Below are 19733 nucleotides of genomic sequence, written 5' to 3' on the forward strand. Positions count from 1 at the left end.
CGCCCGACCGGGACGGCCGGCACCTGCCGTGCCACCCCGCGTCGGAGGAACCTGGCATACGCGACGCGCCGCGCGTCGCATCGATCTTCCCCCATCGAAGGAGTGCACCGCCGTGTCGCCACGCCCGCCCCAGGACGCCGCCGGTTCTCCCGCCACGGACTCGGTGCCCGGTGCGGCGCCGCTGCTGGCCGCGCGTCGTTTCCTGACGAAGGAAACGGTCGGCGACGGTGGCCGGACCCTGCACCAGATCGACCCGAACACCTGGGAGACGTTCTACCGCGACCGGTGGCGTTACGACCGGGTGGTCCGGTCGACGCACGGCGTCAACTGCACCGGCTCGTGCTCCTGGAACGTGTTCGTCAAAGACGACCTCATCACGTGGGAGCACCAGGCCACGGACTACCCGACGACGGGTCCGGACGCGCCGGACTACGAGCCGCGCGGCTGCCCGCGCGGCGCGTCGTTCTCCTGGTACGAGTACTCGCCGTCCCGTGTGCGGCACCCGTACGTGCGCGGGGTGCTGGCCGAGATGTTCCGCGCGTCGCTGAGGCGCCTCGGCGACCCGGTGCTCGCCTGGGCCGACATCGTCGAGAACCCGACGAAGGCACGCGCGTACAAGAGCCAGCGGGGCCGCGGCGGCTTCGTGCGCGCCTCATGGGACGAGGCGATCACCATGACGGCCGCCGCCCACGTCTACACGACGAAGATGTACGGGCCGGACCGCGTTGTGGGGTTCTCCCCGATCCCGGCGATGTCGATGGCGTCGTTCGCCGCGGGCACCCGATATCACGCGCTGCTGGGCGGCACCCTGCTGAGCTTCTACGACTGGTACGCCGACCTGCCGGTCGCGTCCCCGCAGATCTGGGGCGACCAGACCGACGTGCCCGAGGCGGGCGACTGGTGGAACTCCACCTACCTGATGATGTGGGGCTCCAACATTCCGGTGACCCGGACCCCGGACGCGCACTTCCTCGCGGAGGCCCGCTACCGGGGCACCAAGGTCGTCGCGGTGAGCCCCGACTACGCCGACAACGTCAAGTTCGCCGACGACTGGCTCGCGCCGCACCCCGGCACCGACGGCGCCCTGGCGATGGCCATGGGTCACGTCATCCTCACCGAGTTCTTCCGCGACCGCGAGGTGCCCTACTTCACCGACTACGTCCGCCGTTACACCGACCTGCCGTTCCTCGTCACGCTCCGGCGGCGTGACGACGGCGCCTGGACGCCCGACCGCTTCCTCACCGCGCAGGACCTCGGCGACGGCGAGGACGACGACCAGGACGAGCACGGTCCGGACGCGGCGCACAAGACGGTGCTCATCGACGAGCGTACGGGCGAGCCGGTCGTGCCGAACGGCTCGCTCGGGTTCCGCTACGGCGAGCGGGACGCCGGCCGGTGGAACCTCGACCTCGGCGAGGTCGTGCCCGCACTCGGCCTGCTCGGGCTCACCGGCGACGCCGTCGAGGTCGAGCTGGCCCGGTTCGACGTCGGCGACACCGAAGGCGGCGCCACGATGCGCCGGGGCGTACCGGTCACGCGGATGGGCGGACACCTCGTCACGACCGTGTTCGACCTGCTCATGGCGCAGTACGGCGTGCGCCGCGGCGACCTGCCGGGCAGCTGGCCGGCCGGGTACGACGACGCCGGCGAGCCCGACACCCCCGCCTGGCAGGAGCAGATCACCGGGGTTCCCGCCGCGCTCGCCGCCCGGATCGCCCGCGAGTTCGCGCGCAACGCCGAACGCAGCCGGGGCCGCTCCCTGATCGTCCTCGGCGCCGGCGCCAACCAGTGGTTCCACTCCGACATGACGTACCGCGCCTTCATCGCGCTCGTCACCCTGACCGGCTGCCAGGGCGTCAACGGCGGTGGCTGGGCGCACTACGTCGGTCAGGAGAAGGCCAGGCCGCTGACCGGCCAGCAGCACATGTCCTTCGCCTTCGACTGGCAGCGCCCGATGCGCCACCAGGCCGCCACACCGTACTGGTACCTGCACACCGACCAGTGGCGCTACGAGCGGGTGCCCGCCGACGAGCTGTCCTCGCCGCTGGGCACCGGCCGGTTCACCGGTATGACGTTCGCGGACACGATCGCCGCCGCCCAGCGGATGGGCTGGAGCCCCGGCCACCCGGCGTTCGACCGCAACCCCCTCGACCTCACCGACGAGGCGGCCGAGGCGGGTCACACCGTTCAGCGGTACATCGTGGACGAGCTCGAAGCCGGACGGCTCAAGGCGGCCGCCGAGGATCCCGACGACCCGGCGAACTTCCCCCGCTGCCTCACCCTGTGGCGGGCCAACCTGCTGGGCTCCTCGGGCAAGGGCAACGAGTACTTCATGCGGCACCTGCTCGGAGTGGACTCCCTCGCCGGCGCGCAGGAGTGCGACCCCGGGCTGCGGCCCCGCGACGTGGTCTGGCGCGACGAGGCGCCGACCGGGAAGCTGGACCTGCTCACCGCGATCGACTTCCGGATGACCAACACCGGGCTGCACGCCGACATGGTCCTGCCGGCCGCCACCTGGTATGAGAAGCACGACATCTCGACCACGGACATGCACCCGTTCGTGCACGCGTTCAGCCCGGCCGTCGAGCCGCCGGCGGACGCGCACACCGACTACGACACCTTCCTCGCCCTCGCCGACCGGTTCAGCGAGCTCGCGGCCACCCACCTCGGCGTACGCCGCGACGTCCTCGCGGTGCCGCTGCAGCACGACACACCCGACGAGCTCGCCATGCCCGGCGGCCGGGTGCGGGACTGGAAAGCGGGGGAGTGCCCGCCCCTGCCCGGAGTGACGATGCCGAAGCTCGTCGAGATCGAACGCGACTACACGCTGATCGGCGCCAAGATGCGCGCGGTGGGCCCGCTGCTCGACACCCTCGGCACCACCACCAAGGCGATCACCGTCGACGTCGCCCCGGAGATCGAGTACCTCGCCCACCAGAACGGCGTCGTCACCGACGGCCCGTTCGCCGGACGCCCGTCGCTCGCGACCGCCGACCGGATGTGCGAGGCGATCCTGGCGCTGTCCGGCACCACCAACGGGCGGGTGGCCGCCGCCGGCTTCGCCGCCCTGGAACTGCGCACCGGGCAGCGGTTCGCCGACCTGATCGAGGGCCACGAGACCGACCACATCTCCTACCCGGACACCCAGGCCGCGCCGCAGCCGGTGTTCACCAGCCCCGAGTGGTCCGGATCGGAGAAGGGCGGCCGCCGCTACTCGCCGTTCACCCTCAACGTCGAACGGTCGAAGCCCTGGCACACCCTCACCGGGCGGCAGCACTTCTTCGTCGAGCACGACTGGGTCGCCGAGCTCGGTGAGCAACTGCCCGCCTTCCGCCCGCCGCTGAACATGGCCCGCCACTTCGGCAAGCCCGGCGAGCTCGTCGACGGCGGCGTGACGGTCCGCTTCCTGACCCCGCACGCCAAGTGGTCGATCCACTCGATGTACCACGACAACGAACTGATGCTCGCGCTGTCCCGGGGCGGGCCGGTGATCTGGATGAGCGTCGAGGACGCCGCGAAGATCGGTGTCAGGGACAACGAGTGGATCGAGGCGCACAACCGCAACGGCGTCGTCGTCGCCCGCGCCGTCGTCAGCCACCGGATGCCCGAGGGCACGGTGTTCCAGTACCACTCGCCGGAGCGGACGGTGAACGTGCCCAAGGCCGAGAAGACCGGCCGCCGCGGCGGCTACCACAACTCGATGACCCGGCTGCTGGTCAAGCCCACCCACCTCGCGGGCGGGCACGCCCAGCTCACCTACGCCTTCAACTACTACGGGCCGATCGGCAGCCAGCGCGACGAGATCACGGTGATCCGCCGCCGTTCCCAGGAAGTGGAGTACTGATGAGGATCCGCGCGCAGGTCGCGATGGTGATGAACCTCGACAAGTGCATCGGTTGTCACACCTGCTCCGTCACCTGCAAGCAGACCTGGACCAACCGCGAGGGCACCGAGTACGTGTGGTTCAACAACGTCGAGACCAAACCCGGCATCGGCTACCCCAAGCACTACGAGGATCAGGATCGCTGGCACGGCGGGTGGCGGCTCGACCGCAAGGGCCGGCTGACCCTGCGCTCCGGCGGCCGGGTGAAGCGGCTGGCACGCATCTTCGCCAACCCGGACCTGCCGTCGATCGACGACTACTACGAGCCGGTCACGTTCGACAAGGACATCCTGGTGAACGCGCCCGGCGGCCTCTCCGACACGCCCGTCAAGCGGCCGTACTCCGCGCTGACGGGTGAGCCGACGGCCGTGGAATGGGGAGCGAACTGGGAGGACGGCCTCGGCGGCGCGCACGAGCGGGCCGACCGCGACCCGAACATCACCCGGATGCCCGCCGAGGCCGCGGCGAAGGTCAGGTTCGAGTTCGAGAAGACCTTCATGTTCCACCTTCCGCGGATCTGCGAGCACTGCCTCAACCCGGCCTGTGTGTCGGCGTGCCCGTCCGGCGCGATGTACAAGCGGGAGGAGGACGGCATCGTCCTGGTCGACCAGAACAAATGCCGGGGCTGGCGGATGTGCGTGTCGGCGTGCCCGTACAAGAAGGTGTACGTCAACCACGCCACAGGTAAGGCCGAGAAGTGCACCCTGTGTTTCCCGCGCATCGAGGCCGGCCAGCCCACCATCTGCTCGGAGACGTGCGTGGGGCGCCTGCGCTACCTCGGCATCGTCTTCTATGACGAGGACGCCGTCCTCGCCGCCGCGTCCGTGCCGGACGAGCGCGACCTGCTCGACGCCCAGCGCGACGTCTTCCTCGACCCGCACGACCCGGCGGTGCAGCAGGCCGCCCGCGACGCCGGCATGCCCGGGGAGTGGATCGAGGCCGCGAAGCTGTCCCCGGTGTGGCGGCTGATCAGCGAGTATCGGATCGCGCTGCCGCTGCACCCGGAGTATCGGACGCTGCCGATGGTCTGGTACGTCCCGCCGTTGTCGCCTGTGCTCGACGCGGCGGGCGCCGCGGGCCGCGACGACACCGACGCCGACGACGTCTTCCACACCATCAGGGACCTGCGCATCCCGGTGGAGTACCTGGCCGAACTGTTCACCGCCGGCGACGCGGACGCCGCCGCCGGGGTCCTGATGAAGCTGGCCGCGATGCGTTCGTACATGCGGGCCCGCACCCTGGACGGCACGGTCGCGCAGGACCTCCTGGACGGCATCGGGATGACCGCCGAGCAGGTCGAGTCGATGTACCGGCTGCTCGCGATCGCCAAGTACGACGAGCGGTACGTCATCCCGGCCGCCTACAGCAAGGACGCCGCCGCCCTCGAAGCGCAGGCCGCCACGACGGGCGGCTGCTCGCTCGACTGCGAGGGCGGCCCCGGCATGGGGGGAATGGGCGGATCGGGCCCGGCCGCCGTGGAGCGCTTCCACCTCGTCGGCGGCGACGACGACGTGCACGCCGGCCGGCGGGGGCTCGTGTCGCGGCGGCCCGACGGGCGGATCGGCCTGTCCGTCGACCCGTCGCGGGGCCGGTCGTGACCGCGCCGCCGACCGACGCCGCCCCGGTGACCGCGGCCGACCGGACCCGGCTGTTCCGGCTCGCGTCGGTGCTGCTCACCTACCCGGACGCGGAACTGCTCGGCGCCCGCGACGAGCTGCGCGGCGCCGCCGGCCGGATCGAGCACCCGCGGCTGCGCGGGCAGGCCGAGGAGTTCCTCGCCTGGCTGACCGGCACCGAGCCGATCGACGTGCAGCGGCACTACGTGCAGACCTTCGACCTGCGCCGCCGGTCTGGCCTCTACCTGACGTACTACCTGCACGGCGACACCCGCAAGCGGGGGATGGCGCTGCTCATCCTCAAGCAGCGCTACCGTGCCCACGGCCTGCGGCTGGCCGCCGGTGAACTGCCCGACCTGCTGCCGGTCGTGCTCGAGTTCGCCGCCACGGTCGGCCCCGGCGAAGGGGAGGCGCCGCTGCGCCAGCACCGGCGCGGCATCGAACTGCTGCGCGCCGCCCTCGCCGACCTCGGCACGCCGTACCACCTGCTCCTCGACGCCGTCACCGCCGTCCTGCCCGAGCTGACCGACGCCGACCGGGAGGCCGTCGCGGAACTGGCCCTCGACGGCCCGCCCGTCGAGTCCGTCGGCCTGGACTCCCTCGGCCCGGACCTCCTGGCCTCGGGCGGGCTCGACGGCGTCGGCCTCGCCCCCTATCCCACCTGCCCATCGACGGAGGCCCGATGAACACCGTCGTCTGGATCGTCCTGCCGTACCTGTGCCTGGCGGTGTTCGTCGGCGGTCACGTGTGGCGGTGGCGCCACGACCAGTTCGGCTGGACCACGCACACCAGCCAGCTGCTGGAGAGCCGGATCCTCCGCCTGGGGTCGCCGCTGTTCCACCTCGGCGCGTTCGGGGTCATCGGCGGGCACGCCATGGGGCTGCTGGTGCCGGCCTCGGTGACCGCGGCGCTTCGGATCCCCGAGCACCTCTACCACCTGACCGCGGTCTGGGGCGGCACGCTGACCGGCGCCATGCTCGTCGCCGGACTGGTCCTGCTCATCGCCCGCCGCTTCGCCGACGGGCGGGTCCGGCGCACGACCACCCCGATGGACAAGGTGCTCTACGCCGCCCTGGCGGCCATGATCGCGCTCGGCATGACCGCCACGGTCGCCGTCAACCTGCTCGGCCATGGGTACGACTACCGGGAGACGATCGCCGTCTGGTTCCGCAGCGTGTTCTGGTTCTCCCCGCGCAGCGACCTGATGATCGGCGCGCCGCTGGTCTATCAGCTGCACGCCATCGGCGGCTTCCTGTTCCTGGCGTTGTGGCCCTTCACCCGGCTTGTTCACGTCTGGTCGGCGCCGCTGGCCTACCTGTGGCGCCCGTACGTCGTCTACCGCGCGCGCCGCGGGCTCGTGCCGGCCTCGCCGCCCGCGCCGGCCGCCGTACGCGAGACGGCCCTCCGAACGGCATACGAGAGGAGCCACGGATGAGGTCCATCACGGGGAAGGCGGCGGCGCTTCCGGCCGGCGCGGGCGGACACGGGTCGTCCGACGCCGATCGCCGTACGGAAGGCTTCCCGGTAGCGCGGACCGGGCTCGCAGGAGTGGCCCATCCCGTCCTGATACAGGGCGGGATGGGCGTGGGGGTGTCCGGATGGCGGCTGGCACGTGCGGTGGCGAGCGCCGGCCAGCTCGGTGTGGTGTCGGGCACGGCGCTTGACGTCACGCTGGCCCGACGGCTGCAGCAGGGGGATCCCGGAGGGCATCTGCGCCGGGCGCTGGCCCGCTTTCCGGTCCCCGAGATGGCCGAGCGGATCCTGGCCCGCTATCTCGTTCCCGGCGGGGCCGGCAGCGGCAGGCCGTACCGGCCGGTGCCGCGTTTGGGGCTGCGACGTAGCCAGGCCGCGGACGAACTGGCCGTGGTCGCCAACTTCGCCGAGGTCCTGCTCGCCAAGGAGGGGCACGACGGCCTGGTCGGGGTCAACTACCTGGAGAAGATCCAGATGGCCACGCCGGCCGCGGTCTACGGGGCGATGCTCGCCGGGGTCGACTATGTGCTGATGGGCGCCGGCATCCCGGCGGAGATTCCGCGGCTGCTCGACGATCTCGCGGCGCATCGCGCGGCGGAGATCTCGGTGACCGTGGCCGGAGGTGAGACGCCGCACACGGTCGGCCTCGACCCGGCGGCGTTGCTCGGCCGGTCGATCGCCCCTCCGGCGCGGCCCCGGCTGCTGGCGATCGTCTCCTCGCACGTCCTGGCCGCCTACCTCGCGCGCTCGGCCGCCACCAGGCCGGACGGATTCGTGATCGAGTCGCCGTCGGCGGGCGGCCACAGCGCGCCGCCGCGCGGCCGGTTGCGGCTGGACGAGGCGGGCGAACCCGTCTACGGCCCGCGCGACGAGGTGGACACCGGCAAGGTCGCGGCGCTCGGCCTGCCGTTCTGGCTGGCAGGCGGGTACGGCACGCCCGACGGGCTCGCCGGAGCGCTGGAGACGGGAGCCGCCGGGATCCAGGTCGGGTCGGCGTTCGCGCTCTGCCGGGAGTCCGGCCTGGACGACGAGCTCAGGCGGCGGCTGCTGCGCCGCGCCGCCGACGGCACACTTGAGGTCCGCAACGACCCTCATGCCTCCCCTGCCGGGTTCCCCTTCAAGGTCGCCCATATCCCCGGCACGCTGTCCGACGCCGGCGTCTACGCGGAGCGGTCCCGGCTGTGCGACCTGGGCTACCTGCGCACGCCCTACCAGAAGCCGGACGGCGGGGTCGGCTACCGCTGCCCGGCGGAACCGGTGGAGACCTACGTCCGCAAGGGCGGTCGCGCGGAGGAGACCACCGAGCGCCGGTGCCTGTGCAACGGCCTGCTCGCCGCGATCGGTCTCGGGCAGCACCGACCGGACGGTTATCCGGAACCCCCGCTGCTCACCCTCGGCCAGGACACCGGCTTCCTCGACGGGCTGCCGGACGACTACTCGGCCGCCGATGTGGTGGACCGCATCCTGAAGGGGGCGAGTGCCTCGTCGACGTCCGCGTCCGCCGCATCCTGTGGATCGGCGACGGGCCCAGCCGAAGGGTGGCTGGGCCCGGGTGAATCACCTGTGGCCGGGACAGGGGATCACGCGTAGGGGTTCTGCGTCACCAGGTGGGCCTTGAATCCCTCGCCGAAGGTGCTGGTCGGAGTGCCGTTGGCGTCGGTGATGAGGACGTTGCCCGAGCTGTCGCAGATTCCCCAGGCGTTCCAGGTCCAGGCGAGGTAGCCCACACCGTTCGCGTCGGCCCAGTTCATGACCTTGTCGATGTAGTCGTGAGCGCAGGTGTTCTGGCCGATCTCGCCGGCCACCACCGGCACCTGCGCGGCGACGGCGCCGATCGTGTTGTTCCAGCAGGTGGTGTCCACGCACCCGTTGAAGTTGTAGGAGTGCCAGGAGGCCATCAGGTTGCCGGTCGGGTCCTGCGGCTTGTACTTCAGCCACTGGCTAAGGTCGTTGGTCCAGGTCAGACCGGCCGTCATGATGACGTTGGTCGCCCCGGTGGCGCGGACCGCGTCGACCAGGTCCTGCATGCCGGCGACCTGGTAGCCGATTCCGGTGCAGGTGCCGCCGTCACGCAGGCAGGTCCACGCCGCCGTGGCGTCCGACCAGTTGTTGGCCGCGTCCGGGTAGGGCTCGTTGAACAGGTCGAAGATGACGGCGTTGTCGCCCTTGAAGGCGTTCGCCACCTGGGTCCAGAACGTCGGCGCGTACTTCGCGTCGGGCATGGGCTTCTGGCAGGTCGCCGCCACATCCGAGCAGCCCGCACCCGCCCCCGTGTACTGACCGTAGTTCCAGTGCATCTCCACGATCGGAGTGATCCCGTTGGTGACCAGCAGCTTCACGTAGTCCTTGACCGCCTGCTGATAGGCCGCGCCGCTGGTCCCGCCCGAGGGCACGTCGGCGGTCCCCAGCCAGCACTCCTCGTTCAACGGCACCCGTACCACGTGGATGTTCCACGGCTTCATCGCGTCGACGGAGGCCTGATCCGCCGGGCCGTCCCACATGCCCCGGCCCTGGATGCAGGCGAACTCACCGCTGGAGCGGTTGACGCCCAGCAGCCGGTACGGCTTGCCGGCCGAAGTCACCAACCTGTTGCCCGAGACATGCAGCTGCGGGGCCGGCCCGCCGGGCTGGGGGCTGGGAGACGGGGAGGGGCTCGGGGATGGGGATGGGCTCTGTTTCGGAGACGGGCTTGGACTGGGGCTTGCGCTGGGGCTTGCGCTGGGGCTTGCGCTGGGGCTGGGGCTGGGGCTGGGGCTGGGGGACGCGCCGGTACAGGTGACGCCGTTGACGGTGAACGCGCCGGGAACCGGATTGCTCCCGCTCCACTTGCCGATGAAGCCGATCGACACCGAGCCGTCGGAGGGGACGTTGCCGTTCCAGCTCAGGCTCTTGGCGGTGACGTGCGCGCCGGACTGCGACCAGTCGGCGTTCCAGCCGTTGCTCACGCCCTGAGCAGCCGAGGGAAAGTCGAACTCCAACGTCCAGCCGGTCAGCGAGCCGCCGAGGCTGGTGATCGCGATGTCACCCTGGAAGCCGCCCTGCCACTCGCTGACGACCTTGTACTGCACCGAGCACCCTGCGGGGGCGGCCGCGGCGGGGACGGTTATCGCGGACACGCCTGCTGCAGCCACCACTGCTGCCGCGGCTGCCGCGAATTTGACACGAAGTTGCATCGAAGCCTCCTTACTGAGAACCGGACGGCCGTCGAGAGCAGCGCTGTGGGAGAACGGTGGGTCACTTAAGGGCTTAAGTCAAGGCCGTCTCCCTGCAGGGGGTGCGAGGCGGGCCGGACACGGAAAGCGACGGAAACGATTCCTCGTCGTCACACCACGCGAAAAGCCGATCCGGACGTGCTGGTCCGCCAGCGGCTGCCGAAGCGTCCGAGGGTTGGAGCAGACGGTGCTCACGTCCTTGATGACGTGCGCGTACCGAGAAACTTTCAGTACGTCCGCGGACGCCGGCCGCGCGCCGGACGGTCGCCGTGTTCCTCGGCGGCCGCCAGGAGGACCCCGCCAACGTGGTGACTTAAGCGCTTAAGAATCCTTGGTGTCGTTGCGGGACGTCTCCGACTCTCCGGCAGAGACATGGAAAAGCGATCCGGTGCTGTTCCTCCTCCAACAGCGGCAACAAAATGGTCAGGATGCAGAGGGGGGATGCGGTGAAGCGGCCGACTATCGCCGAGATCGCGGCAAGGGCCGGTGTCTCGATCGGCGCCGTGTCGTACGCGCTCAACGGCCGGCCGGGGGTGTCCGCGGAAACCCGCAGACTCATCCTCGACATCGCCAACGAGATCGGCTGGCGGCCGAGCGTGGCGGCCAGGTCCCTGTCCGGGTCCCGGGCGCACAGCGTCGGCCTGATCATCGCCCGCCCGGCGGACACGCTCGGTGTCGAGCCGTTCTTCATGCGGTTCATCGCCGGCCTGGAACGCGAACTGTCCGGGCGGCGCACCGCTCTGCTTCTGCAGGTCGTCGAGGACCACCGCGCCGCGATCGACGCGATGCGGCTCTGCTGGGCGGAACGGCGCGTCGACGGCATGGTCGTCACCGACCTGTGGACGGAGGACGCGCGGATCCCGGTGCTCGAGGAACTCCAGATCCCGGCCGTTCTGGTCGGCCGGCCCCGGCCGGACACGGATATACCCGCCGTGTGGACCGACGACGCGGCAGCCGTGGTCTCGGCGGTCGACTACCTCGTGGCGCTCGGACACCGCCGCGTCGCCCGCGTCGCGGGGTTGTCCGCACTGGAGCACACCCAAGTACGCATCGCGGCCTTCCGCCAGGCGGTGCTCGGTCACGGCCTCGGTGAACCACAGGTCGTCGAGACCGACTACACCTGGGAGGAAGGCATGCGGGCCACGCGGACGCTGCTGTCCCGGCGCGACCGCCCGACCGCGATCATTTTCGACAACGACGTGATGGCCACCGCCGCGCTCAACGTGGCACAGGAAATGGGCGTCGCCGTGCCGGACGAGCTGTCGATCGTGGCCGGTGACGACTCGCAGCTGTGCGTGATGGTACGACCGGCGCTGACGGCGCTCTCGTGGGACATCCAGGCGTACGGCGTGCAGACCGCACGGGTGCTGGCGGACACGATCGACGACCGTTCCCCCGGCTCGCGGCAGGTGAGCACGGCGCGTCTGGTCGTCCGGTCGAGCACCACCGCACCGCCGGCCTGACCGACCGGCGCCTGAGCTATGTGGCCGGCAGGGCTGTGGCCAGGAGTACGACGCCGAGCGAGCCGACGAGCGCGGCGGTGGCGAGCGCCCGCGCGGCGGCCGGCCGCCCGGTGCCGCTGGCCCAGCCGTGCAGCCCGGCCGTCAGCATCACCGCGCAGAACAGCAGGAGTTTCGCGGCCAGGATCCGTCCGTAACCCGGCTGCGCCAGCGCGGCCCAGGTGACGCCCTTGTGCGCGGCGATGGCGATCCCGGTGGCGAGCTGGACGGGAAGGAACGCGGTGACGGTGAAGAGGCCGAACCGCCGCCCGACAGCGCCGAGCACGGTGGCCCGCCGCTCGGCGTCGAGCAGGCGGCGGGCCGGCGGCAGCAGGACGAGCGAGACCGCCAGTTGGCCGCCGACCCACAGGGCCGCGCCGAGCACGTGCAGGAAGCGGACGACCGACCACCAGGTCATGGCGCGCTCACCGCGAAGATCCCGTGGGCGCCGGACTCGGCGCGCGGCATGGTGTGGTCGACGAAGGGGTAGTGCCCGGGTTCGGGAAACACCAGCTCGGCGAAGCCGCCCTGCGCCGGGGCCAGGTCCAGCACCTGGGCGCCACCCGGATCACCCCTCTTGAGTAGGTATGCGCCTTCCTTGTAGACGGTGTCGAACGGCACGCCGACCAGGTGGAAGGCGGTTCCCGACGCGGGACCGCCGGCGATCACCCAGATGCGCACCCGTTCGCCGGCCTTCGCCGTGAGGGGAGCGTGGTCGTAACCGGCGGCGGTGCCGTTGAACATCCATCCGTCCGGCCGGCCCTCAAGGATCCGCGTGACCAGGTCGTCCTGGTCGGGCCGCCCGAGGTAGAGCTCGCCCTGGACGAGCACGAACTCACGGTCCACCGTCGGCAGGTCCGGCGGATCGATGACGACGGCGCCGTACATGCCGTTCGCGATGTGCAGGCTCATGGGCATGGTGGAGCAGTGGTACAGCCACGCTCCGGCCCGGTCGGCGCGGAAGCGGTAGGTGAGCCGCTGCCCCGGGTCGATGGTGCGCATCGGCCCGTCGGGGGCGACGGCTCCGGCGTGGAAGTCGATGCCGTGGCCGATGGTCCCGCCGTTGACGAACGTCACGACGAACACGTCTCCCACCTTGCCGCGCAGTGTCGGGCCGGGAACGGAGCCGTCGAAGGTCCACATGCGCTGGTGCACTCCCGGCGCGACCTCGAGATCGGTCTCCTTCACCCGGATCTCGACCCGGTGCTCCTTGCCTCCCGCCGCGGGCTTCAGGGCGGCGTCGTACGGTTTCCACCCCGGCGACATCGGCGCGCCGGGATCGAGGGTCGTGCCGCGGCCGCCTGTCTGTGTGCCGCCTGTCTGTGTGCCGCCTGTCTGTGTGCCGGACGTCTGCGTGCCGGAATGGCCCATGGCCGCGTGCCCCGTCTCCGCGAGTTCGGCGCTCGCGGCCGCCGGAGCGGGCACGATGCGCATGGTCATGCCGGCCGCCTGGTGCCCCGCGACGGTGCACGAGCCGTCCACCGTCCCGGCCAGCGGGGCGAGCTTCACCACGGCGGTCTCGCCGGGGCCGAGCATCGGGGTGTGGTCTCCGGTGGACAGCCTCAGGTCATGTCGCTGGGCGTCGGCATTGGTCACGCGGAGCGTCAGCACGGCGCCGGAGGGTGCGCTGATGACGGCGGGCCGTATGCGCATCGCGGCGAGCGTCACCTCGACCGTTCTCCGTACGCCGGGGACGACCTCCAGCCGGCCCGGCCCGGCACCTCCGGACACGGCGGCAGCGACGGCGGCGGCTGTGAGCAGGCAGCCGGCGACCACGCCGAGGGGAACGGGCGACACCCGGCCCCGAGGGTGACGCGCCCGCACGAGCGCGGTCACGGCCAGCGCGACGAAGGCGACCGCGGGAGTGAGGACGAGCACCCAGCCGAGCAGGCCGACGCGTTCGGGAACCGGAAGCGCGACAAGCGGCACTCCGAGATTCGCCGCCGCCAGACGGTAGGGCCAGCCCCGCTCCAGCAGGGCCGCGTTCTCCTTGAAGCGGACCGGCCCGCCCCCGAGCACCGCGGGCAGCAGGTGCATGAGCGAACCGAGCAGCACCTGGGCGGCGAATCCGGCCAGCACCAGCGGCAGCAGCGGCTCAAGAGCCGCCGGCAGGTCGTCGGCGGAATGGGTGGCGACCACCACGAGATCGGCGACGAGCGCGATCCCGAACCAGGCCACTGCGGCGCCCAGCGTCCAGGCCGCTCCCGTTTGCGGGCGGCGCCGTCGCAGTGTCTCCACCACGGGTGTCAGCGCGACGGCCGCTGCGCCCAGATACACCGTCAGCCCGGCCACCGCGACCCAGCGCAGCCCCAGCAGCAGGCCGGGCAGTGTCAGACCGAGGCCCGCCACGGCCAGCCGCAGCGCGAGGCGGGAGCAGCGCAGGGTCAGCGGGGAAAGCCGCGTCCGCAGGACCGTCGGCCAGAGCGTGAACAGCGTGCCGAGCACCGTCAGGGCCACCCAGCCGAACAGGTTCGTCTCGGCGTGCGCGGCGTGCAGCCGCTCGTGCATCGGGCCGTTCCCCACGTGCGCGGCGAGCAGCCCCCCCAAGGCGCCACCCACCGCCAGCGCACCCGCGGCGGCCAGATACCAGCCGATGACATGGCGGAACGGGCCGGGCAGTGCCCGTTTGAGCATCCCGGCCAGCACTGTGGCATGCCAGACGACCACGCCGACCACCGCCGCGGCCCCGGCCGCCGCTACAGGCCACGGCCCGGCGGCCACGCCGTACAGCACGGCGACGGTCGCGGCGTTCAGTGCGGCCAGCCGGGTGATGCTCCACCGCCGGCCGGGCGCTCCCACGCGCAGCAGCGCCGCGGCGAAATGCTCGCTCCAGATCACGATCGCGGTGGTGACCGCGCCGAGCAGGAAGACATGGATCACCAGCCACCGCGGCGCGGGCAACACGCCCGGCGACAGCGCCGCCGCGATCGCCAGTGCGATCCAGGCGACGACGATCGCGTTGGCGCGCAGATGCCATGACGCCCGCGGCGCAGGGGGCTGCGTGCCGCCCTTCTCCCCGATCACCACCGTGACGGGCCCCATATCGGTTTCCCCACCTTCACAATCGAGGCCGCGACGACGGACACGGCGCATCCCGCGAATGCCGGCAGTGCGACTACTCCGAGCAGACCACCCGCCGATGGTTGAGCCTCGACTACGGGTCATGAGCACGCTATGGAACGCCCACGGTCTGGAGGACGGCCGTAAAGCCCACGATCGAAGGGACCAAAGTCCTCAGTACGTTCCTGGCGGGTGAGGACCGACAATCGCCCCGCCAGGACGGGACCTTCGTCACTGGGGAGACGGAAGGGACCGCGACTGTACTGTCTGCGGTCCGAACAAGTGGTGCCGCCCTATGGCGCCTATCAGCTGGGTGGGGTTTCCTTGGCCATCTCCGAAGTTTTCCGTGAGACGTTCCGTGATGAGCACCGCGAGGTCCGGAACCTTCTGTTCGCCCTGGTCGACGCCTTCACCGCACAGGATGTGACGACGGCTCGCCATATCGTTTCCGCCATCGCCGAGGCCACCGGCCCGCACTTCCGCTACGAGGAAGAGTCGATGTATCCGCGGCTGGTGCCCATTTTCGGTGAGGAGTACGTCAGAAAGCTGGTCGCCGATCACGACGGCGCCATTCGCAACGTTCGCGAGCTCGCGCAGCTCACCGACCACGGGCAGATCGATCAGGCCCAGGCCGAGCGCGGGATCGAGCTGACCCGGCAGATCCTTCCGCACGTCAGTGACTGCGATGGCCTGTCCATCATGGTGGAGACGCTGCCGCAGGACGACGTGCTCGATATCCTCGCCATCCGCGAGGCCGCTCTGGAGAAGAACCTGGACCTTCTCACCTGGGCGGGCACCGTCCGCGCGCGTCACGCCTGACGCAGCACCCGCCGCACGGACGCGTCCAGCGGGCTGTCCTCGCCGATGACCGTCTCGCACCCGTCCGGCAGCAGGTCGCGCTCCTGATACCACTCCCGCATCTGGTGCGGGAGCGGCAGCTCTCGCCGTACGACGTCCTGGCAGACCAGCGCCAGACCGCGGCCATAGGCCGCCCGCACAGCACGGGCGACGCTGGTCTTCCCGGAGCCGGAGTTCCCGCGGAGCACGATCAAACGGGTGTCGGGGGAGCCGGTGCGCACCGTCTCAGGTCACGAACAGCCCGGGAGCGGCACGCCGTCTTTCCCTCAGGCCGGCCGGTGATGTCCGCCCAGTGGTGTGCGAGCCCGGCTCGTTCCTGACACGCCGGTCCACGCGAATGGCCCTACGGCTCCGCGGATTGACCGCCAGGGTCCGGCGCATTCGGTGGAGAGGCTCGAAAACGCCTGTTCAGAGGACATGGCGAGAGTGCGTGTGGCGCATTCGGGGAAGCGCCGGTGCCCGCTTCTTGACCACTGATACGCTTTACGCCTTTCGGTAACTCTGAGCATTTACGGGGCAAGAGTGACGACGGGGCCCGGTTATCACCAGCAGTATCCGCCGCAGCCGCCGCCGCAGTGGCAGTCTCCACCTCCCTCTCCGCCGCAGTGGCAGTACGGCCCTCCGCCACAGCAGTGGCAGACTCCCCCTCCCCCTCCCCCTCCTGCGCCCGGACGCAGGACCGGGCTGTGGGTGACGCTCGGGATCCTGTCCCTCGTCCTCGTCGTCGCGGTGGGTGCGGGGGTGGGCCTGGTCCTGCGGGGCGGCGGCTCAGGCGACGACACCACGGGCGACGCCGCCACCGACTCGAACACGGTCGTCGTGAAGGACGACGAGATCAGCAAGCTGGTCCAGTCGCACAGCAGGGCGCTGGCCTCGGGTGACGCCAAGGCGTTCACCTCGATCTTCGACCAGAAGAACGCCGCTCTGGTCCGCGACCAGGCGAGAGTCTTCGCCAACCTGCGCAAGATGCCGCTGGCCGAGAAGTCCTACCAGGTGTTGCGGCGCCAGGGCCGGGCTCAGGACAGTTTCGGGCGGGGCGTGAAGTTCACGCAGGACGTCGCGTTCGTCCACCGGTTCGCCGGCATCGACCTGCGCCCGGTGTCCGAGTGGTATCGCTGGACCATCGAGAAGGCGTCGGCGAACGCGCCCCTTGTCGTGACGAAGGTGCAGGGCGCGCCGCCGACGATCAGCGGCGAGGTGTCGAAGACGATGTACTTCCCCGGGCCGTGGGACATCTGGCCGGACATCGTGGTGGCGAAGGCGGGCGCCAGTCTCGTCCTCGCCAGGCCGCAGGACGCCGCCCTGGCCCGGCGCGTCGCGCCGACCGTCTCCGCCGCCGCCGCGAGCGATCTCGCCTTCTGGGAGAAGAACGGCGATCCGGACGCGGCGGTGCCGACCGGGTTCGTGGTGGCGCTGGTCGAGGGGAAAGCCCAGCTCGGCAAGCTGTTCCGTACGGCCAAGGCGAACGAGGCCGGCGTTTCGATCCCGATGCCGAGATGGGGGATCGGGAACGACACCGTGAAGATCGGCGGCACTCGCGTCGTCATGGACACGACGTCCGAGTTCTTCAGGAACGAGCAGGGGATCATGGAGATCTCCGAGCACGAGCTGGCGCACTCGCTCGTCGCCGGGCTCGACAGCGCGCAGTTCGCTCTGTTCGGCAGGGCGAACTGGATCACCGAGGGCTTCGCCGAGTACGTCGCCGGCCGCAGCCGGCCGATCAACGGAAACCGGCGTGTCAGTGAAGGCCGCGCCTACGTGGCAGGACAGCTCGCCATGCCGTTCGACGGGAAGCTGCCGACCAACGCCCTCTGGGACTTCAAGCAGATGACCAGCGTCAACTACCTCATGGGGCACCTGGCCATGCGGTTCATCGCCCAGAAGTACGGCGAGCGGAAGCTGGTCGAGGGCGTGGTCGCGGCATACCGGGCGCCGGGCGACGACAGCGAAGCCGCCCTGTTCCAGGCGCTCGGCGTGACGAGGGCGGACTTCGAGCGGCAGTGGGCGGGCTACGTCCGCGCCCAGCTCGCGTGATCGGGGGAGAGGCATGACGGATCAGCACAACAGGGACCCGTACGGCGGGCCCACCCCGCCTACGCCGCCCACTCCGCCTACGCCGCCCTCGCCGTACCCCTACGGCCCGGGCCGATCGCCCTACGGCGGACAGGAACAGCCCTACCTCGGCCAGGGACAACCGGGTGACGCCGGAAACTGGGGCCATCAGCCCGCACCCGGCCAGGCCGCATCCGGTCAGCCGGGGTACGGTCAGCCGGCCTATGGCCAGGCCGCGCCCGCTCAGCCGGGGTACGGTCAGTCGGCCTATGGCCAGGCCGCGCCCGCCCAGCCGGGATACGGGCAGCCGGGGTACGGGCAGCCGGGTGGTCAGGGGCAGTGGGGTGAGCAGGCCGGGCCGGCTCCGCAGGCCCCGGCCCCCCCGGCGTACGGCCCGCCCGGCCAAGCCGCGCCCTGGGGTCCGGGTGCCCCCGGCGCACCGGCGCCGTATGGGCAGCCGGGTCAGGGCCAGCCGGGTCAGGGCCAGCCGGGTCAGGGTCAGCCGGGTCAGGGATACCCGCAGCCCTGGGGGCAGCCGCAGCCGCAGCCGCAGCCGGGCCAGGCCGCTCCGCCCGGGCAGGGTCAGACGCCCTGGCATCCGGGCCAGCAGGGGTACACGGGCCAACCGGGCTACCCCGGTCAGCAGGGGGGCTACCCCGGCCAGGGCCAGGGCTATGGCGCTCCGGGGCAGCCCGCCCAGGGGCTTCCACCGCAGCCGCAGCCGCAGCCGCAGGCGCCCGGCGGCAAGGGCAAGACGGCGCTGTTCGTCGCGCTCGGGCTGGTGGCGCTGCTGGCGGTGGGCGCGGGAACCGCCTGGTTCGTCGCGGGCGGCGGTTCCGGCACCGATTCCGGTGGGGGCGCGGGGGAATGGTCCGTCCCGCTCGCGAGTGCCGACAGCATGGACTTCACCCAGGGGCTCTCGTTCGCGGGCTGGCTGACCGACAAGACGGTGATCCGGGTGCAGCGCGACGGGGTGCTCGCCTACGACCTGACCTCGGGCAAGCGCGCCTGGGGCACCCCCTCGCCCGGCGACCAGCTCTGCGGCGCCACCGCCGACCTGGCCAACGGCAAGGGCGCCGTGGCGTACGGCAGCGACCAGCTGTGCGACCACCTGGCCGGGATCGACGCCGCGACAGGGAAGATCACCTGGAAGATCAAGATCCCGGCGGAGAAGTCCCGGCTGGCCAACTCGCTCACGGTGCCCCGGATCATGGACGCGGGCGATGTCGCCGTGGTGTACGCGCACGATGTCCTGTCCGGCTACCGCCTGTCCGATGGGGGGAAGCAGTGGACGGCCCAGTTTCCCCAGGGCTGCCACATCAAGGACATGAACACGGCGGCCACTCGGGTGGCCCTGCTCCTCGACTGCAGCTTCGAGGGCTCGGGCAACTTCGTGCAGGTGCTCGACCCGAAGAGCGGCAAGGCCGTATGGCGCTACAAGATGGGCGATCTCAGCCTGATGAGCCTGGTGCTGTCGGCCGACCCGCTGGTCGTCCGGCAGGAGGAGGGCGACAAGAGCACCTTCCTCGTTCTCGACGATCGAGGCGGCAAGCTCAGCGAGTTCACGACCGGCAAGGTGGACATGCTCGCCATGAACAAGGTGGCGTTCGTGGACGGGATGTTCGAGCAGCGCCGCTACGCCGTGCACGGCGACCGTCTCTACCTCACGACCTTCCCGGAGAACGTGCCGAACAAGGCGCGATCGAGCGACAAGGCGCTCGCCTTCGACCTCAAGACCGGCAAGAAGGTGTGGGAGTCGTCCGGCACGCAGCCCACGATGCTGAATCTCGTCCGCGCCGACGACCACGGCCTGCTCGCCCTGGAGGTCGGCGACTGGCGCGACCTGCCTCCCCGGCTCGTCCGCCTGGACGCGGCCACCGGCAAGGCGGCCGAGGTGGCTCAGCTCCCGCAGAAGTACGGCACCGAGGGGGACGACGCACGGGTCTTCGAGCGGAACGGCGCCGTCGTCATCGTGCCGTGGACCTCGGTCGCCGTGAAGCACGCGGTCGTCTACGTCGACACCAAGGAGGGCTGACCGGGCCGGGGAGCGCTGCGCGGCTCGCGGAGCGGGGGCTGCTGA

13 protein-coding genes are annotated in these 19733 nt (G+C 71.2%); 9 read left to right on the forward strand and 4 right to left on the reverse strand.

Annotated elements, in window-relative coordinates; all coding sequences use genetic code 11:
- Positions 1-112 precede the first annotated feature (112 nt).
- Genes HHX35_RS40290 through HHX35_RS40310 form a run of 5 tightly spaced genes read left to right on the forward strand, consistent with a single transcriptional unit; the run spans position 113 to position 8562 of the window.
- The gene (locus HHX35_RS40290) at positions 113-3844 is read left to right on the forward strand and encodes a nitrate reductase subunit alpha (RefSeq protein ID WP_310739636.1); all 3732 of its coding nucleotides are present in this window, start codon (positions 113-115) and stop codon (positions 3842-3844) included.
- Entirely contained in the window at positions 3844-5481 is a 1638-nt protein-coding gene (gene narH, locus HHX35_RS40295; protein ID WP_182903861.1) for a nitrate reductase subunit beta, read from the forward strand. Before HHX35_RS40290 ends, narH begins: the two co-directional genes overlap by 1 nt.
- Positions 5478-6185 (forward strand): nitrate reductase molybdenum cofactor assembly chaperone, encoded by a 708-nt coding sequence (gene narJ, locus HHX35_RS40300; protein WP_310739637.1) that lies wholly within the window; start codon positions 5478-5480, stop codon positions 6183-6185. The genes narH and narJ overlap by 4 nt, the downstream gene beginning before the upstream one ends.
- The gene (narI, locus tag HHX35_RS40305; protein ID WP_182903862.1) at positions 6182-6934 is read left to right on the forward strand and encodes a respiratory nitrate reductase subunit gamma; all 753 of its coding nucleotides are present in this window, start codon (positions 6182-6184) and stop codon (positions 6932-6934) included. Before narJ ends, narI begins: the two co-directional genes overlap by 4 nt.
- Complete coding sequence (locus tag HHX35_RS40310; protein ID WP_259405848.1) at positions 6931-8562, forward strand: nitronate monooxygenase; 1632 nt, start codon at positions 6931-6933, stop codon at positions 8560-8562. The genes narI and HHX35_RS40310 overlap by 4 nt, the downstream gene beginning before the upstream one ends.
- On the opposite strand, the gene HHX35_RS40315 is transcribed toward HHX35_RS40310, so the two are convergent.
- A complete protein-coding gene (locus tag HHX35_RS40315; protein WP_182903863.1) occupies positions 8553-10145 on the reverse strand; it encodes a cellulase family glycosylhydrolase in 1593 nt (530 codons plus the stop codon). The two genes, HHX35_RS40310 and HHX35_RS40315, sit on opposite strands and share 10 nt — an antisense overlap.
- A 485-nt stretch (positions 10146-10630) precedes the next feature.
- Between HHX35_RS40315 and HHX35_RS40320 the strand changes: the two genes are divergently transcribed.
- Positions 10631-11647 carry a LacI family DNA-binding transcriptional regulator gene (locus tag HHX35_RS40320; protein WP_310739638.1) on the forward strand — a complete coding sequence of 339 codons (1017 nt, stop codon included), beginning with the start codon at positions 10631-10633 and terminating at the stop codon, positions 11645-11647.
- Between the two features lie 16 nt (positions 11648-11663).
- On the opposite strand, the gene HHX35_RS40325 is transcribed toward HHX35_RS40320, so the two are convergent.
- Complete coding sequence (locus HHX35_RS40325; protein WP_182903865.1) at positions 11664-12101, reverse strand: hypothetical protein; 438 nt, start codon at positions 12099-12101, stop codon at positions 11664-11666.
- Positions 12098-14725 carry a multicopper oxidase domain-containing protein gene (locus tag HHX35_RS40330; protein ID WP_182903866.1) on the reverse strand — a complete coding sequence of 876 codons (2628 nt, stop codon included), beginning with the start codon at positions 14723-14725 and terminating at the stop codon, positions 12098-12100. Before HHX35_RS40330 ends, HHX35_RS40325 begins: the two co-directional genes overlap by 4 nt.
- A 300-nt stretch (positions 14726-15025) precedes the next feature.
- On the opposite strand from HHX35_RS40330, the gene HHX35_RS40335 reads away from it, so the two are divergent.
- On the forward strand, positions 15026-15562 hold the full coding sequence (locus tag HHX35_RS40335) for a hemerythrin domain-containing protein (RefSeq protein WP_182903867.1): 537 nt from the start codon (positions 15026-15028) through the stop codon (positions 15560-15562).
- Here HHX35_RS40335 and HHX35_RS40340 read toward each other — a convergent pair.
- Complete coding sequence (locus HHX35_RS40340) at positions 15553-15822, reverse strand: hypothetical protein (RefSeq protein ID WP_182903868.1); 270 nt, start codon at positions 15820-15822, stop codon at positions 15553-15555. The two genes, HHX35_RS40335 and HHX35_RS40340, sit on opposite strands and share 10 nt — an antisense overlap.
- 469 nt (positions 15823-16291) lie before the next feature.
- On the opposite strand from HHX35_RS40340, the gene HHX35_RS40345 reads away from it, so the two are divergent.
- Positions 16292-17635, forward strand: coding sequence for a hypothetical protein (locus tag HHX35_RS40345; protein ID WP_182903869.1), 1344 nt, complete (start codon positions 16292-16294; stop codon positions 17633-17635).
- A gap of 13 nt (positions 17636-17648) precedes the next feature.
- A complete protein-coding gene (locus HHX35_RS40350; RefSeq protein WP_182903870.1) occupies positions 17649-19688 on the forward strand; it encodes a PQQ-binding-like beta-propeller repeat protein in 2040 nt (679 codons plus the stop codon).
- Positions 19689-19733 lie beyond the last annotated feature (45 nt).

It is taken from the genome of Microbispora sp. H10830 (assembly GCF_014161375.1).
Lineage (GTDB): Bacteria > Actinomycetota > Actinomycetes > Streptosporangiales > Streptosporangiaceae > Microbispora > Microbispora catharanthi.